General features: G+C 62.8%; 12 protein-coding genes. 5 read left to right on the forward strand and 7 right to left on the reverse strand.

Annotation, left to right across the window (positions count from 1 at the left end):
* Positions 1-19: 19 nt before the first annotated feature.
* From ABIN98_RS09380 to ehuB, 4 genes are all read right to left on the reverse strand, one after another.
* Complete coding sequence (locus ABIN98_RS09380) at positions 20-754, reverse strand: GntR family transcriptional regulator (protein ID WP_346909425.1); 735 nt, start codon at positions 752-754, stop codon at positions 20-22.
* Positions 751-1422 (reverse strand): ectoine/hydroxyectoine ABC transporter permease subunit EhuD, encoded by a 672-nt coding sequence (gene ehuD, locus ABIN98_RS09385; protein WP_346909427.1) that lies wholly within the window; start codon positions 1420-1422, stop codon positions 751-753. Before ehuD ends, ABIN98_RS09380 begins: the two co-directional genes overlap by 4 nt.
* Positions 1419-2144, reverse strand: coding sequence for an ectoine/hydroxyectoine ABC transporter permease subunit EhuC (gene ehuC, locus ABIN98_RS09390; RefSeq protein ID WP_346909429.1), 726 nt, complete (start codon positions 2142-2144; stop codon positions 1419-1421). Before ehuC ends, ehuD begins: the two co-directional genes overlap by 4 nt.
* A 63-nt stretch (positions 2145-2207) precedes the next feature.
* Positions 2208-3080 carry an ectoine/hydroxyectoine ABC transporter substrate-binding protein EhuB gene (ehuB, locus tag ABIN98_RS09395; RefSeq protein WP_346909431.1) on the reverse strand — a complete coding sequence of 291 codons (873 nt, stop codon included), beginning with the start codon at positions 3078-3080 and terminating at the stop codon, positions 2208-2210.
* 204 nt (positions 3081-3284) lie between these two features.
* On the opposite strand from ehuB, the gene ABIN98_RS09400 reads away from it, so the two are divergent.
* On the forward strand, positions 3285-5006 hold the full coding sequence (locus ABIN98_RS09400) for an MOSC domain-containing protein (protein ID WP_346909433.1): 1722 nt from the start codon (positions 3285-3287) through the stop codon (positions 5004-5006).
* Complete coding sequence (ehuA, locus tag ABIN98_RS09405; RefSeq protein ID WP_346909435.1) at positions 5003-5797, forward strand: ectoine/hydroxyectoine ABC transporter ATP-binding protein EhuA; 795 nt, start codon at positions 5003-5005, stop codon at positions 5795-5797. The genes ABIN98_RS09400 and ehuA overlap by 4 nt, the downstream gene beginning before the upstream one ends.
* A 57-nt stretch (positions 5798-5854) precedes the next feature.
* Here ehuA and ABIN98_RS09410 read toward each other — a convergent pair whose 3' ends face one another.
* Together ABIN98_RS09410 and ABIN98_RS09415 are read right to left on the reverse strand one after the other, a co-directional pair.
* Positions 5855-6385, reverse strand: a complete 531-nt coding sequence (locus ABIN98_RS09410; RefSeq protein ID WP_346909437.1) for an invasion associated locus B family protein — start codon at positions 6383-6385, stop codon at positions 5855-5857.
* The gene (locus ABIN98_RS09415; RefSeq protein WP_394701471.1) at positions 6385-10446 is read right to left on the reverse strand and encodes an autotransporter domain-containing protein; all 4062 of its coding nucleotides are present in this window, start codon (positions 10444-10446) and stop codon (positions 6385-6387) included. The genes ABIN98_RS09410 and ABIN98_RS09415 overlap by 1 nt, the downstream gene beginning before the upstream one ends.
* 493 nt (positions 10447-10939) lie before the next feature.
* Between ABIN98_RS09415 and ABIN98_RS09420 the strand changes: the two genes are divergently transcribed.
* The 3 genes from ABIN98_RS09420 (at position 10940) to ABIN98_RS09430 (ending at position 14600) form a co-directional block, all read left to right on the forward strand.
* Positions 10940-11890, forward strand: a complete 951-nt coding sequence (locus tag ABIN98_RS09420; RefSeq protein ID WP_346909441.1) for a LysR family transcriptional regulator — start codon at positions 10940-10942, stop codon at positions 11888-11890.
* A 101-nt stretch (positions 11891-11991) separates the two neighbouring features.
* Positions 11992-13566 (forward strand): sulfatase-like hydrolase/transferase, encoded by a 1575-nt coding sequence (locus ABIN98_RS09425; RefSeq protein WP_346909443.1) that lies wholly within the window; start codon positions 11992-11994, stop codon positions 13564-13566.
* 59 nt (positions 13567-13625) lie between these two features.
* Positions 13626-14600, forward strand: a complete 975-nt coding sequence (locus tag ABIN98_RS09430; RefSeq protein WP_346909445.1) for an ABC transporter substrate-binding protein — start codon at positions 13626-13628, stop codon at positions 14598-14600.
* 107 nt (positions 14601-14707) lie between these two features.
* Here ABIN98_RS09430 and ABIN98_RS09435 read toward each other — a convergent pair whose 3' ends face one another.
* On the reverse strand, positions 14708-15193 hold the full coding sequence (locus ABIN98_RS09435; protein WP_346909447.1) for a YHS domain-containing (seleno)protein: 486 nt from the start codon (positions 15191-15193) through the stop codon (positions 14708-14710).
* Positions 15194-15196 lie beyond the last annotated feature (3 nt).

Here is a 15196-nt window from a genome sequence, read left to right on the forward strand (position 1 = left end):
GAGCTTCAGATCCGCGTGACTAGCCGTCTTCGCGGTCGCCCCGGGCGAGAGGGACGAGGTTGTTGGCGATCGCGTTGCGTGCCACGTATCCCAGCCCGGTCGGGTCGTTGTTCCGGACGGCAAGGATCTTGTCCTCGATCTCGGCGGATATGGATCCGATGGTCACGTCCCAGTCCAGAAGCGGCAGCTTGATCAGCCACATCCGTGAGGTGGAGAAAAAGAGATTGCGGTGCATTTCACGCATGCAGGCGTTTTCGACCGTCGCGGTCAGGTCCAGGTAATAGGCAATGTTCACATCCGCGAAGCCGTGCAGGTCCAATGGCGGCAGGCTTCGGAAAGCCTCCAGGTGCCCTTGCAACTGGTCGCCCAGTTCCTGCGGCAGGGGATTGGCGAAGTAAGGGCCGGTCTGGGCCCAAAGCATCATCCGGATATTGTAGATCGAGGTAAGTGCCTCGCGGTCTAGTTCGGTCACCCGCGTGCCGACGCCGTGACGGACCTCGACGAGCCCTTCATGCTCCAGCTTGGCCAGCACCCGGCGGATCGGAGACCTGCTGACCTCGAATTCATTCGCGAGCTCTTCCTCGCGGATGATCTCGCCAGGCATGAAGCGGTTGGTGCAGATGCGGTTGCGCACGGTCCAGTAGATCTGGTCGGCGCGTGACAGGGTTTCGGGCGGGGACTTGTCGCCCGCATGGGCCGTCTTCGGGGTGCCGCTGCGGTCGCCCCAGGACTTCTGCATTCTTGTTTTCTTCATCTGCGCGCAATCCTCGTTCGCAGTGCCATCCTGTGGTTGAGGTACCTTACGAGATTCGCGGCAACGAGGCTCAGAAGAAGGAAGAACGCCCCGGCCAGAGTGATCGGCTCGGTATAGCGGAAGGTGTCATTCCCGATGATCCGGGCGGTGGCGACAAGCTCGATGATCGTGATCGCCAGTAGCACCGGCGTTTCCTTGAAGAGCGCCACGAAATAATTGCCAAGAGGCAGGATCACCGGCGGGACCGCCTGGGGCAGGATGATCCGTGTGAGCGTGTGCCTTAGTCCGAGGTTCAGGCTGATCGCCGCCTCCCATTGTCCCTTCGGTACCTGCAGGAAGCCCGATCGGTAGACCTCGGCGCAATAGGCGGAATAGTGGATCCCTAGCACGAGCACACCGGTCAGGAAGGCCGGCAGGATAATCCCGTAGCCCGGCAGGAAGTAATAGACCGCGAAGAGCTGGATCAGAAGCGGTGTCGAGCGGATGAACTCGATGCCGAGCCGCACCACGAAGGACAGGACCGGCACCTCCAGAATGCCGATAAGGGCCCAGATCAGGCCCAGGACGGCAGCAACGGCGAAGGCCAGGACGGTGATCTCCAGCGTGACCAGCGAAGCCTTGGCCATAATCGGCAGGATTTCCAGCGCATATTCATTGTCCCAGATCATGCCGCCACCTTTCCAAAGCCGCGCGAATAGCGCTTTTCGAGAAGCTTCATCAGAATTGTGATCGACAGCCCAATGGCGAAGTACATGAAGAGCACGATGGTGAATACCTGGACGGTCAGATAGGTCGTCTGGTTCAGTTGGTACGCCGTGTAAGTCAGATCCGAGATGCCGATGAATGACACCAGCGCCGTCAGCTTGAACAACTGGATCGCGAGGTTGCCGAAGGGCGGGATCATGATACGGATGGCCTGAGGCAGAATGATCCGCCGCAGCCGCGCGAAATCGCCCAGGTTCAGCGCGATGGACGCCTCGATCTGACTTTTCGGTACAGCGCGAACTGAGGCCTCGACCACGATGGCGGCATAGGCGCCGACGTTCAGGGAGACACCCAGGATGCCCGCGGTCATCGGCTCGATCGTGGGGCCGAAAAGGGGCAGGACGTAGAACAGCCAGAACAGCTGCACCAGGGCGGACGTGCCGCGGAAAATCTCGATATAGGCAATGGCCAGCCAGCGGACCGGCAGAACGGGCGAAAGCCGCCCAAGGCCGGCTGCGAAGGCGATCAGCGTCGACAGAACGGCCGACGCTCCGAGAATGATCAGCGTTGTCTTCGCCCCGTCCAGGAAGACGCCATAATTGCCGGCGAAGGGCGAGCGCAGGAAATAATATGTCCCCAGCAGCAATGTGCAGATGAGGGTAATCGTGAGGGCGCGGATCGACATGTTGGGACCGTTGGTCTGAGGGAACCGCGGGGCGACGCGAGGCGCCCCGTCGGCAAATTGCGATCAGAGCCCGCTGCCGCAGAGCTTCGCCATGTCGTAGGCCGGGCCGTCCGCGGGCGTGAAGCCCCAGGCAGAGGCCATCTCGGCATAGCCGCCGGACTTGATGTATTCCGCCTGGATATCGTTGAAGGCGTCACGGAAGGCCTCGTGGGCTGCCGTTTCGTCACCGGTCCCCTTCGGGAACGAGATCGCGCCGTGGCCCTTGTAGACTTCGCCGGCGATCTCGGTGATGGAGCCCGAGCTTTCCACGCCGATCAGATCGCCAGCGGTGCGGACGATGTCGGCGATGGCGAAGGCCGACAGGGCAAACCCGTCCGCGCGGCCTGACAGGACAGCCTGGATGCCGGCGGCCTTGTCGGAAACTTTCAGAAGCTTGTCATCCGACACGCCATCCCGCTTGGCGAGATCTTCCTCGGTCCCGCCTGCCAGAACAGCAAGAATGGCGCCGTCGGTGGCCTGGATATCCTTGAAGGTGTGCAGCCCCTTGGGGTTGCCCGCTTTCACGATATAGGCGGCGCCCTGGCCGAAGGTCGGCTCGGCAAAGAGCACCTGTTCGCAGCGCTCAGGCCGGATGTAAATGCCTGCGGCGGCCATATCGATCCGTCCCGCCACCTGCGACGGGATCAAGGCACCGAAATCCATCGCGATATATTCGATGTCGGTGATCCCCAGTTTGCCGAGGACATGTTTGACGACTTCGACCTGTTCGCCGGTAAAGGAGCCGTCGGCTTGCTTGTATCCGTAGGGTGCGTAGCCCGCGATGCCGACGCGGACACCCTCTGCCTTGTATTTGTCAATGAGTGTCGTGTCCTGGGCCGTAGCCACGGTCGCGAACCCGGCGAAAGCCAGCGCTAAAAGAGCGCGAGTCGTTTTCAAGTGCTTGATCATTTTCTTCGTTAACCCCTGCTGGTGTCTCGTTATTCGAGCGCTCATCACCATAGGTCAGACGTCTCGTTTGATCCATAGAAAAATACATCTCATGATTTATGAGCAAAATATCGGCTAAAAATCGCAGAAATTGTTGCTAAAATAATCGAGATGTATATGACTAAGATATATCTCTCGCCGGGAGCCGCTTTTATGTCCGCCAGTATCGTCGCCATCTATTCCGGAGCCGCGCGGCCGGAAATCTTCGGAACGACCCCCGGCCGGACAGGGTTTCGCCGTGCGGCGTGGGAAGGTCCCGCCCAGGTGACGGAGACAGGCATTGTCGGGGACGAACTTGCAGACCCACGCAGGCTCGGACGTGCCAATCATGCGGTTTATCTTTTCAATCAGGTCCACTACGCCTTCTTCGAGCAGGTGCTGAACAAGTCGCTGCCGGGCGCCTGCTTCGCCGAGAACCTGACATACGAGGGTCCGGACGAGACCGAATTCCGGATCGGTGATCGGCTGGCCGTCGGCGATGTCATCCTCCGGATCACGACCCCGCGCGTGCCTTGCTACAAGCTGCGTCATTTCCTCGATGCTCCCCAAGGCTTCCCGGCGGCGTTTTCGGCCACGGGGAAGACGGGGTTCTATGCAAGCGTCGAGCAAACGGGCGAGGTCCGGACGGGGGACGCGCTGTGCCTGATTGGAACGGACCCACGAAACGCGACGGTCGCCGAACTGAACGAAGCTCTGACCGGCTTCACGCTGGATCCTGCTCTTGTCGGGCGCGTTCTTGCCTCGCCGGATCTTCTTCCAGGGGCGGCGGACCAGATTCGCGAGCGCATGGCGCGCTTTCGCCCGGAACTGTCCGTTCAGCCATTGTCCGGCCGGATCGTGGGGCATGCGCTGCTCGCGCCAGACACGGCTGCGATCGATATCGAGGTCCTCAACGGCCAAACGCCGGAATGGGCGCCAGGCCAGTTCATTACCCTGGGACACAGTGCGGGCGCGGGTGCGCTCTACCGGTGCTATTCCCTCATCTCCGGTCCGACTGCCAGCGATCCGGCAACGCCCTTTTCGATCGCGGTTCGCGCCAGCGAGGGCACCACGCGGGAGACTTCGCTTTCTCGCCGCTTGGTCGATGGTGAAGTGCTTGGGGAGGGGGTGACGGTTTATCCGCCCTCGGGCGAGTTTCTCCTGTCGGACGATTGCACCGTGCCGCGCGTCTATATCGCGGGGGGCATCGGAATTACGCCGATCCTTGCGCATCTGCGGGCCCTGTTCCGAACGACGGTGTCGCCAAAGGTGCATCTCGTCTACGTCGCTCGTACCGGCGAAGTTGCTGTCTTTGCCGAGGAGCTGGCGCAGATGGCGGCAGCCAGTGAGGAATTTTCCTTCGAACTCTGGCTGACGGCAGAGGTGGGGACGGCCTCGCGCCATGGCAGGCCGGACTTCGCCGACCTTGTCCGAAACCTTCCCGACCCGGCGGAGGTCTATGTCTGCGGTCCGGTCGCGATGATCGAAGAGCTGCGCCGCGCCTATGGAGCCACGGGCCGTCCGAACGCCCGGCTGCATTTTGAGATGTTCGAGCCGCCGGCGACAGATGGGGAGGCGGCCGTCGACAGCGCTAAGATCCGCATCGCCGGGACCGGGGTCGAAGGGCTCTGGACGACCGAAGACGGGACACTTCTGAACTGGGTCGAGACCCGGACCGGATTCCGGCCTCCCGCCGCCTGCCGCTCCGGCCTTTGCCGGACCTGCGAGGCGACCCTTGATCAGGGCGTCGTGGTCTATCCCTCAGGGATTGCCGCTCCGGCTCCAGGGCGTGTGCTTCTCTGCTGCGGGCGGCCCGGCTCCGGCACCCTTGAGGTCGGACTTCCGGCCGGAACCGCGTGCAGCCGCACACTTGAAGAGCAGGAGACACCAGCATGACCGAGGACCGACCAGCTGTAGAACCGATGGTGCGGTTTCAGGGCGTTACCAAGCGCTACGGCGATCTGACCGTGCTCGATAATCTCGATCTGGACGTCAGCCCGGGCGAGATGGTGTCGATCATCGGTCCCTCCGGGTCCGGCAAGACCACGGTCCTGCGTGCGCTCATGACGCTGGAGAGCATCGACGGTGGGACGATCTGGGTTGACGGCGAGCCGCTGACGCACATGGAAAAGAACGGTGTGCTGGTACCGGCCAACAAGGCGCACCTCAGGCGTATGCGCAGCAAGATCGGCATGTGCTTCCAGCATTTCAACCTGTTCCCTCACATGACAGCCCTTCAGAACTGCATGGAAGGTCCGGTCATGTCGCTGGGGCTGAAAAAGGGCGAAGCGCGCGAACGGGCGGCCGAGCTTCTTGAAATGGTGGGTCTGGCGGATAAGCTGGATCATTATCCCGCGCAACTGTCCGGCGGTCAGCAGCAACGGGTGGCGATCGCGCGGGCTCTGGCGATGAGGCCCAAGGTGATGCTCTTCGACGAGGTGACCTCGGCGCTCGACCCGGAAGTGACCGGCGAGGTGACCAACGTGATCCGGACGCTCGTGTCGGAGCACAATCTCACCATGTTGATGGTCACGCACCAGATGGGGTTCGCCCGCGACATCTCGGATCGGGTCTGTTTCTTCTACGGCGGTCAGATCGAGGAACAGGATTCGCCCGACGAGCTGTTCACAAACCCCAAGCGGGAACGCACCCGGCAGTTCCTGAGTGCGGTCCGCGAGGCGGTGTGACGCTTTCGTCGCTATCGCAGCATTGCCCTTAAAGGGGATCTCGACGAGCTTGCCCGGCTATTCTTCCGCCAGTTCAACCAGCCGTGTAAAGGCCGCGGAAAAGCCGGTGAGCGAGACGGTGAAGGCCAGGGATTGATTGTCGCCGTTGGAGGTCGCGTTGATGTTGAGCGCGCCCCCGGCCTTCAGTGCGGACAGCAGGGGGGTGTCAACAGTCAAAGGGACGATGCAGCCGACCGGCAGGCAGGTGGTGTAGGGAAGGGGCGCTGCCGGCTCCTTGTCGTCGATCTTCAGCGAGACGCCCGGTTTGAGCGCCAGGCCAAAGGGCATGATCAGCACGCCCTTGGCTGTGCCGTTTGCCTGAACCTGCAATTCCACGGTCAGCACCCGTTTGCGGGACTTCGGCTCGGCCTGGATCTGGCTCATGGCGCAGAGCGTGGCGGCTTCCTGCCTGACGCAGGATACGGTCCAATCGCCATGGGTTTCGCGTACCGAACTGGCCTCGCCCGGCAGGGCCTGTGCCGGTCCCAGGCCGGCGGCAACCGTCACGGTTGCGGCCAGCCAGAGGTTTTGAAGGTTGCGGATTCTCATCAGAAGGAAATGGCCACGGATGCCTTGACGCCATGCTCGGCGAGACCGGAACCGAGCTCACCCGAATAGCTGAGTTCGATCCTGCTGGCGGGGTTCAGGACGATACCGGCGCCGAGTTCGACGACGAGCGCATCGCGGGCGATCGGAACACCGGCGATCGTGAACGGGGCGCCGCCGGCGAAGGTCATCTCGGATTGCGGGGTTACGTCACCGAAGGCATGGCGCCAGGCGAGGCCCGCGCTGAGCAGGGCCATGCGGGACGGCGCGATCTCGATCTCGGTTTCGCCCCGGACACCAAGGGTGGTGGTCGTCGTTGTCGTATCGTCTCCCGACACGGTCAGGGCGGCGCTGCCACCGGTTTCGGTGAAGCGGTCGGTGCTCAGATGGATCAGGGCGACGCCGGCATAGGGTTCTATCCGGGCCCTGTCCAGTTCCACGCCGTAGCCTGCTTCGCCGAACGCTTGGAAGGTGCGTCCGCCGTAGTTGGCCGACAGCGTTTCGGAGAAGCCGGTAAAGGCAACGGTGCGGTCGGTGTCGATGGTGTTCCAGGTGAAGGCGCCACCGCCGCGCAGGGTAACGGCACCCAACCGGGAGCCGCCGTAAATACCCAGATGATAGCTGTCTACCGTGGCGGAGGAGGCGCGCGCATCCACGTCGGCGGAGGAGCGGCTGTAACCGGCAAGGACACCGACCCGAACGGTCTCGGTGACCGCGTAATCGCCCCCCATCACGAGACCGCCGATGGTTCTGTCCAGGGTCGCCGCATTGCCGTTTCCGTCCCAGGAGCCGATCGCCCCGTAGGTCTGGCCCCAGACGGTGAAGCCTTCGCCTGCGACCGGCTGCGCATTCATGGTATGGCCGTGTGTCGCGACCGCAATAGACCCCGATCCGACGTTCTCGAAGGCGGCACGGATACGGTCGTTGGCGGCCTTGCGCAGGAAACGGCTGTCGTCGATCAGCACCGTGTGGATGGAGGCTTGGACCTCGCCGGAAAGCGCGTCGAAGGCGGCGCGGGCGGAGGCATTGTCGCCGACGAGACCGGTGAGGGCATCATAGACCGTCGTGCCGCTGCCGAGCGCTTCCTGCGCCGCCGCTGTCGCCGTCTGGTTGGGGGTTTCGGTGATATCGGTGAAGAACGCGATCTTTGTCGAGGTCAGATACACATTGTTGCTGTCGTAACCGAGGCTGAAATCCAGGAAGACGAAACTGTCGCTGACGCTGTCGAAGGTGCCGGTAACACCGCCGGCGGCCGTGATGATCGTGTAGGTGCCGGCGGTATAGGTGGCGCCGTTGTCGGTGCCGTTTTCCGCAGTCACCTTGACCGCGCCGCCGCCGATGGTGACGGTTCCCGAAACGTTGATCAGGTCGTTGTTGGTCCCTGCGGCAAAGCCGCCGCCGTTCAGCTCGACGTCGTAAGTAGAACCTGTCGCGAAGTTCACGGTGGCAGCGTTGAGGGTCCCGACGGAATTCCCGGGCGCGACCGAACCGCCGGATTGAACGGCGACATTGCCGAGCGAACCGGAGCCGCCGATCGAGCCGCCGGACAGATACACCGTGCTGGTGATGCTGCCGTTGACGGTCAGCAGGCCGCCATAGACAGTCGTCGTCCCGGTATAGGTGTTCGCGGCGGTCAGCACCGTCTCGCCGGAATAGACCGCGACCTGGCCGGCACCGGAGATCGCGGCATTGAATTCATAATCCGAGTTGGTGTGGTTGAAGACGATCAGGCCGGTGCCGGTGCCGAATTTGACAGAGGTCGCTTTAAGGGTTCCTGGAGCAACCGCTGAGTTGCCGGCCGCCGCACCGATGTTCAATGTGCCTTTTGAGCCATTTGCATTCGCAATAAAGGTGGTGCCGGTGCCGCTTCCGGCGGACACTGCGCCGCCATTGGCAATGGTGACCACCGCGGTTCCGCTCTCGCCGATATAAAGACTGGACGTGTTTGTCCAGGAGGAACCGGACCCGTCGACTTTCACCGTTCCGTTGCTGTTCGTGTCATAGCCGACATAGCTGACGGCGTTGCTTAGCGTGGCGCCGTTCGAAACGGTCAGGTTCGCCGTGCCATGTTCGCCGACATAGAGATCGCCCATCATTGTCCAGGTCGATCCCGCACCGTCGACAACGACCGTGGCGGAAGATCCCGTGTCCCTGCCGAAGTAGACGTAATCGCCGGCGAAATCCGCGCCGTTGGTCACCGACACGTTGCCGGAACCGGTTACCGCGACACGGAAATCACCGCCGCTTTTCCAATAGGTTCCCGAACCGTCCAGGGTGAGGGTGCCCATTCCCGTAGAGGCGTAGCCGATATAGGTGACCTGGTCGGCGTAGAAGTCCGCGCCATTGGTCAAGGCGACAGTGCCGGTGCCTTCATCGCCGATCCACGTGTTGGCACTGCTGGTGATCTTGCTGGACGCGCCATCGATATTGACGGTTCCTGCGGCTGTAGCCTTGTCGCCAACCTTGACGCCGTCGGTGACGAGGATCGTCCCTCCGTCATTGACGTTGAGCGTGCCTGTCCCCTCAAGTCCGACGTTCAATTCGAGCGACAGGCTCATGCTGCTGCCACTTCCCGTCACCGTGGCGGTGCCATTGGATCCCGCCGAGTTGCCGACGATGAAGTCGTCGGCTGTGACCGTGCCGCCGCCGGACAGGGTCATCGTGCCGGTGCCCGCACTGCCGACGAGGATGGCGCCTGCGGTCATCGTTGCAGCGTCAACCGTGGCAGTGCCGGTGCTGCCGGCTTTGTCCCCCACCAGCAACTCGCCGGACAGGGTAGCAGTGGCGCCATCCTGAATGGAGAGGGTTCCGATGCCTTCATAGCCGGCGGAGACGTTTCCGCTCGCGGTCCAGGTCGATCCCGACCCTGTGATCGTCAAGTCGCCGGTTGAAGACGCGTTCTGCCCTATCCGTGTGACGTCGGTGACACTGAGGCTCCCGCCGTTCTTGATAGTGGCGGTTCCCGTCCCGGCCTCACCGACGAGCAGCGAAAGTCCCACGGTGAGGGTGCCGCCATCATTGGTGACCGTGCCCGTGCTGCCGGTCTGGACACCGACGCTCAAAGGATATTCCACCGTAACCGTGCCGCCGGACATGTTCAGGGTTCCGGTGCCTGCGTCGCCGACATAAAGATTGCGGGTTTCAAACTGCGAGCCGGATCCGGTGACATTGATCGTGCCCTGAGCGCCCGCGAAGTCGCCAAGGTAGGTTCTGTCGCCGACATCAACGCTCCCGCCGGTCAAAATGTTCAGCGTTCCGACACTTCCGCTCCGATAGCCGATGGTCAGATCCGTGCCGGTCGAGGCCAGGTTCCATGACCCGTTCGATTGGACGGTGACCGTGCCGGTGGCCGTCCCGTAATAACCGATGTAACCTCCGTCAGCCTCTGCGGTAGCCGAATCCTGGATGGTCAGAACGCCTGTGCCGGAGTATCCGGCAATGATCGAGCCGTTGTTCGCAGCTTTCAGGCTGGATCCCGAGCCGGTCACCGTGGCCTCGCCGTAGGATCCTTCGTCATTCGCAATCCGGATCTGTCCGCTCAAACCCGTCGCGCTGGCCGTGCCGCCCGCGGAAACCGTCAGGTAGGCGGTCCCGCCTTCCGAGACATAAAAGGTTGCGCCGGTTTGCAAGGTCGCAGAATTCGTCACGACCAGGGTTCCGGTGGAGCTCGTCCCGAACGCGATGGTGGCGGCCGACGTCGAGGTGACCGTGGCGCTATCGGACACGGTCATGGAGCCGGTGCCGTCGAAACCGATAAAGAGCTGGCTGCTGAGGCTCCAGTCGGATCCGCTGCCGTTCACGGTCACAGTTCCGTTGCCGGTGGAGGTATTGCCGAGCCGGCCTTCAGTGCTGGTCACGACGCCGCCGTTCAGGATGTCGAGCTGTCCGGTTCCGGTGTCGCCGACGGTCAGCGTATTACCGATGTTCCAGGGACTTGCCTGTGTCCCGCCGCCGCCGCCGTTGACCGTCTCGGTGCTGCCGTCGATCACGACCTGGGCCTGGGCGATGTGCGGCATGAGGACAGTCAGCGCCGTGGTCGCCAGCAGGTGTTTCAGCCCAGGCAAAACAAGGCGGTTGGATGCTTTTTTTCGGAAAAATGCAGTCTTCAAATTTGCCGGAGCCATTGCTTTCCCTACAGAAAATCCTTCAGGCCGCCCTCGATTCGAGACCGGCCGATCAACAACGGGATTTTTAAGATGAGGAATGCGGTTCGGCGTGCGACGTCCGTGTGATGCCGTTTTGAGAGAGGGAATTGAGGACCTTTCGCCGCAGTGGGGCCACGGAAGAATGCCTGTCAGTTGCACTCTTCACGGGTCTTTCGAAGCTACTGTTTCTTTCAAAAATAAATCCTAATCTCTGATCTGCCGAGGTGGCACATGCCAGGCGACGCTTCGGTTTTCAATTCGGCCTATACGTCGCAGTCTTCGAACGGCATGTTCCATTGGTGCCGACCGTTTCCAAAGCGGCAGCTGGCCAAGACTATGAACAGGACATCGCAATCCGGGGGGCGCCAATGCTCATGATCCTTTTGCCCAAGCATGACGGCCGGGGGCGCAAATGAACGAGGGGACGCCCCACCCGCGCCTTCTCGCCTCGCGGCTCACATTGCGCCAGCTCCACATCTTCTCAACCGTGACCGAGATGGGCAGCATTCTGCGTGCGGCCGAATGGTTGAACATGACCCAGCCCGCGGTGTCGCGCGCCGTCATGGAGATCGAGCGCATCGTCGGCACGCAGTTGATGGAGCGTACGCCGCGGGGCACGGGCCTCACGGAGGCGGGCGAGTTGTTCGTCGGTCACGCGAGGGCAGCGCTGGCCGAGATGCGGTCGGCCTGGACCGAGCTTGAGGACCGTACGGCGGGACGCAGCGGTCAGCTGACCATAGGCGCCCTGCCGAACGGCGAGGCAGGGCCTTTCGGAGATGCTCTCCTGCGTGCCCGGCTCGAGCGGCCGGGGCTGCGCCTGGCCGTCGTTGAGGGGCTCTACGGACAGATCATTCCGAGCCTGCGTGCCGGCGAACTCGACTTCGCCATCGGCCGTCTCCGGCAGCGCGACTCCGAGCCGGGATTGATCACTGAAACGCTCTATCACCAGTCCTGGGGCGTGGTGGCGCGTGCCGAGCATCCGGCGCTGCGGCGCGACCGGCTGGACCTTGCCGAGCTTGGCGGGGCGGCCTGGATCCTGCCTGCCCGCACGACACCGATCCGCGACCTGGTCAAGGATTTCTTCCGCCGCAGCGACGTGGGCCTGCCACAGGACAGCCTGGAAATGAGCGCGCTGAGTATCTCGCGCGGCCTTCTTCTCAACGCGGACATGCTGATGTTCGTCCCGCTGGGCACCTTTCGCCGGGATATCGAGGCGGGCCGGCTCGCCTTCCTGCCGCTTGCGCTCGATTACGTCGATGACCCGGTCGGCCTTTTTCGACGCGAGCATGGTGTGCCGAGCGCCGCCGAAACCTACTTTGTCGACCTCCTTCGGGACTCCTGCCGGGCGCTGGGGTTTTGCTGATGGGTATGCTGAACATGCATATCGATTGATGAACTATGCATTAGTTCGGCATATCAGCCTCATGCTACGACTTCCCTGCAGCACCCGAAGAAGGGGAAGTCATGAAGCGCCCGAACTTCATCGTCATCATGACCGATCAGCAGCGTTGGGATCATCTCGGCTGCTACGGCAATCCGGTGCTGCAGACACCCAACATCGACGCCATCGGTGCGGCGGGCCAGCGCTTCGACCGCTTTTATGTCGCCAACCCGATCTGCCAGCCAAACCGGGCGTGCCTCGCCACCGGGCAACTGTCGACCGTGAACGGCTGCCGGCAGAACGGGATCCCGCTGTCGCCCGATCAGGTCACCTATGCCGAGGTGCTGCGCGCGGCCGGGTGGCGAACCGCACTGATCGGCAAGGCCCACTTCCAGAATGTCACCGATGTGCCCGCACCGAGCCGCCAGGCAGCCGGCGAAGGCGACGACCTGCCCGAGAGCGTCGCCCTTGCCAGGCGCGACCAGCGTGACGGTCCGGACTACCTGAACGAGGTGCGGGCCGTTTGGGCTGCCAACCCGGACCAGGCTGTGTCGCTGCCTTACTACGGGTTCGAACACCTGCGCCTCTGCATCGGCCACGGCGATCAGGTCGAAGGCCATTACAGCCGTTGGCTGCGCGACCGCTGCCCCGACGCGGCGGGCCTGCGTGGACCCGCTCATGCCCTCGACGATCCAGCCGAGCGTGTCGCCCAGTGCTGGCAAACGGCGCTGCCGGAAGACTGCTACCCAACCGCCTATGTTGCCGAGGAGGCCGAGGCCTACCTGCGCAGCTGCCGTGCGGACGAGCCTTTCCTCCTTGTTCTGTCGTTTCCGGATCCCCACCATCCTTTCACGCCCCCGGGCCGTTACTGGGACCTCTATGACCCCGCCGACGTCGAGGTGCCAGCGTCGTTTGGCGATGCGGTGAACCGGCGAAACGACCTGCCCGATGTCCTGCGCCAAGCCTACCGGATGGGGGACGAGGACCCGCATTCCTACTGGCCCTTCCACCTGTCGGAGCCCGAGTTGCGCCGTATCATCGCGCTGAACTACGGCGCGATCGCCATGGTCGACGATGCCGTCGGGCGCGTGATGAGGACGCTTTCGGAGGTCGGTCTCGATGACGATACGGTGGTGTGTTTCACATCCGACCATGGCGACTACATGGGCGACCACGGCACCGTCCTGAAGATGGGGCTACATTATCAAAGCGTCATTCGCGTGCCTTTCCTCTGGCGCGATACGGCCGAACGCCGGCAACCGGGTGTCAACCGGGTACAGGCGAGCGCGATCGATTTTGCACCGACGGTCGTCCAGCGTGCGGGCCTGCGCGTGCCGGTGGGCATGCAGGGCGAAGACATCTTCGCGGCGGCACCCGACCGGCCGGTGCTGATCGAGGATCCGGGTATCGGCGTCTTCCGTGACCCGGACAGCCGCAGCGCGCTGATTACCCTCGTCCATGACGATTGGCGGTTGAGCCTTCTCGAAGGCTGCACGGACTGGGGCGAACTTTACGATCTTGGCGCCGACCCCAACGAGACGACCAACCTCTGGTTCGATCCCGACGTCGCGGGACGGAAAACCGAACTGCTTCTACGACTGGCGGAGCGCCAGCTTGCGCTGAGAGACCTGTCGCTTTGTCCCACCGCACGGGCCTGAGCGACGCGAACTGAAACCGGCGTGCTGTCCGGCCGCCCAGAGAAAGATGGAGAGAGACGATGAAACGCACGATCCTGACCATGCTGGCCGCAGCCGCGCTGACGCTTTCCGCGGGTGCGTCCATGGCGGCCGAGAAGGTTACCTTCCTCTTCCCGGCGCCTGACTTCCTGCCGGCCTTCGCCCCCTACCAGCTCGCGCTCCACAAGGGCTATTTCAAGGAAGCAGGGCTGGATGTCTCTTTCCGCGTCGGTAAGGGCGGCGCCGATGTCGCGACCCAGGTCGCCGTCGGGAATGCCGATCTCGGCGGCGGGGTCGGCGACACGCCGATCATCGTTCGCTCCAATGACGTGAAGATACGGGGCGTCGCGCTTCTCGGCGGTCATGGTATCGCCCAACTCGCGTGGCGCGAGGACAGCGGGATCACAGGACCGTCCGACCTGAAGGGGAAGGAGATCGGCATTCTGTCGTTCCAGCAGACGACCTATTACAACCTGCTCGGTCTGCTTGCGGCCGAAGGACTGACAAAGCAGGACGTTTCCATCCAGGCGCTCGGTCCGGGTGGGGTGGTGCAGATGATGATCGCAGGCAAGGTGCAGGCAATTGCCGCTGCGCCCGAAATCATAGCGGCCGTCGAACAGGCCGGTGTGAAAATCGGCCAGGTCCCCGTCGACAGCGTCTTCCCCGCCATGGCACAGGCGATCCTCGCTTCTGATGATACCATCGCGAAGCGGCCCGAGATGGTGCGCGCCTTCGTCGGTGCAATTCTCCATGCGGTTCGCGACATCGAGGCCGATCCGGCCGCTGCCGCGAAGGAGTTCGTTGCCGCGGTGCCGCGGCATGCAGGCAAGGAAGCGGAGATCGAAGCGATCCTCACAGCCTACGCGACGAAGCTCTATCCGACCGAGAACGGGCTGGCGCTCGGTGCGTTCAACCCTGAACGTATCGCATCGGTGCAGAAGTTCTATGTCGATAGCGGGATCGTTCAGTCGGCAGTACCGGTCGAGGATCTCTATACCAACAGCTTCGTCCAATAGGACCGCAGCAGATTCGAAGCCTTGAAGCCCGTGTTTCAGGCTTGGGAAATCAGAGCGATTGGCGGGCCTTGACAATGCAAGGCCCGCCAACCGTTTTGTCGGACGTCTCAGAGATCTCCGACCGCCGTTGAGCGGATGGACGGCCACTTGTCGAAGGCGCCGGCGATCACGTCGTCCTTGTTTTCAAGGTACTTCTCGAAGATCGCTGCATTGACGAAGAGATAGAGCTTGCCGTCGACGATGTCGGCAAAGCGCACGTCGCCGTCGAGCTTCTTGCCCACATAGATGCCGAAGGCGCAGAAGCCGCCGAACTGGGGCAGGAACGCTTCCGGATTGGCGTCGAACTGGTCCTTGGTTTCGGCGGATGCGAAATAATAGTCGACACCGTCATGGGTCGAGGTGTGGACTGCGTCGCCGAGACCGGGCGCTTCGCTCTTGAACATGGACACAGGGTCGATGCCATGCATGCCGAGGGAATGTCCGGTCAGGGTCACGCCGTTGGAGACATTGTATTCGTCAACGGCGAAGGCCGGTGCGGCGACCGTCAGGGCGGTGGCGGTGATGAGAGCGGCCAGGATGTGTTTGCGGATCATGAT

This window comes from uncultured Roseibium sp., from assembly GCF_963675095.2.
GTDB lineage: Bacteria > Pseudomonadota > Alphaproteobacteria > Rhizobiales > Stappiaceae > Roseibium.

Excerpts from the sequence above, each read along its gene's own strand:
- ABIN98_RS09435 (WP_346909447.1), bottom strand. The coding sequence starts at position 15,193 with ATGATCCGCAAACACATCCTGGCCGCTCTCATCACCGCCACCGCCCTG.
- ABIN98_RS09410 (WP_346909437.1), bottom strand. The coding sequence starts at position 6,385 with ATGAGAATCCGCAACCTTCAAAACCTCTGGCTGGCCGCAACCGTGACG.
- ABIN98_RS09430 (WP_346909445.1), top strand. The coding sequence starts at position 13,626 with ATGAAACGCACGATCCTGACCATGCTGGCCGCAGCCGCGCTGACGCTT.
- ehuD (WP_346909427.1), bottom strand. The coding sequence starts at position 1,422 with ATGATCTGGGACAATGAATATGCGCTGGAAATCCTGCCGATTATGGCC.
- ABIN98_RS09425 (WP_346909443.1), top strand. The coding sequence starts at position 11,992 with ATGAAGCGCCCGAACTTCATCGTCATCATGACCGATCAGCAGCGTTGG.
- ABIN98_RS09380 (WP_346909425.1), bottom strand. The coding sequence starts at position 754 with ATGAAGAAAACAAGAATGCAGAAGTCCTGGGGCGACCGCAGCGGCACC.
- ehuC (WP_346909429.1), bottom strand. The coding sequence starts at position 2,144 with ATGTCGATCCGCGCCCTCACGATTACCCTCATCTGCACATTGCTGCTG.
- ABIN98_RS09420 (WP_346909441.1), top strand. The coding sequence starts at position 10,940 with ATGAACGAGGGGACGCCCCACCCGCGCCTTCTCGCCTCGCGGCTCACA.
- ehuA (WP_346909435.1), top strand. The coding sequence starts at position 5,003 with ATGACCGAGGACCGACCAGCTGTAGAACCGATGGTGCGGTTTCAGGGC.
- ABIN98_RS09400 (WP_346909433.1), top strand. The coding sequence starts at position 3,285 with ATGTCCGCCAGTATCGTCGCCATCTATTCCGGAGCCGCGCGGCCGGAA.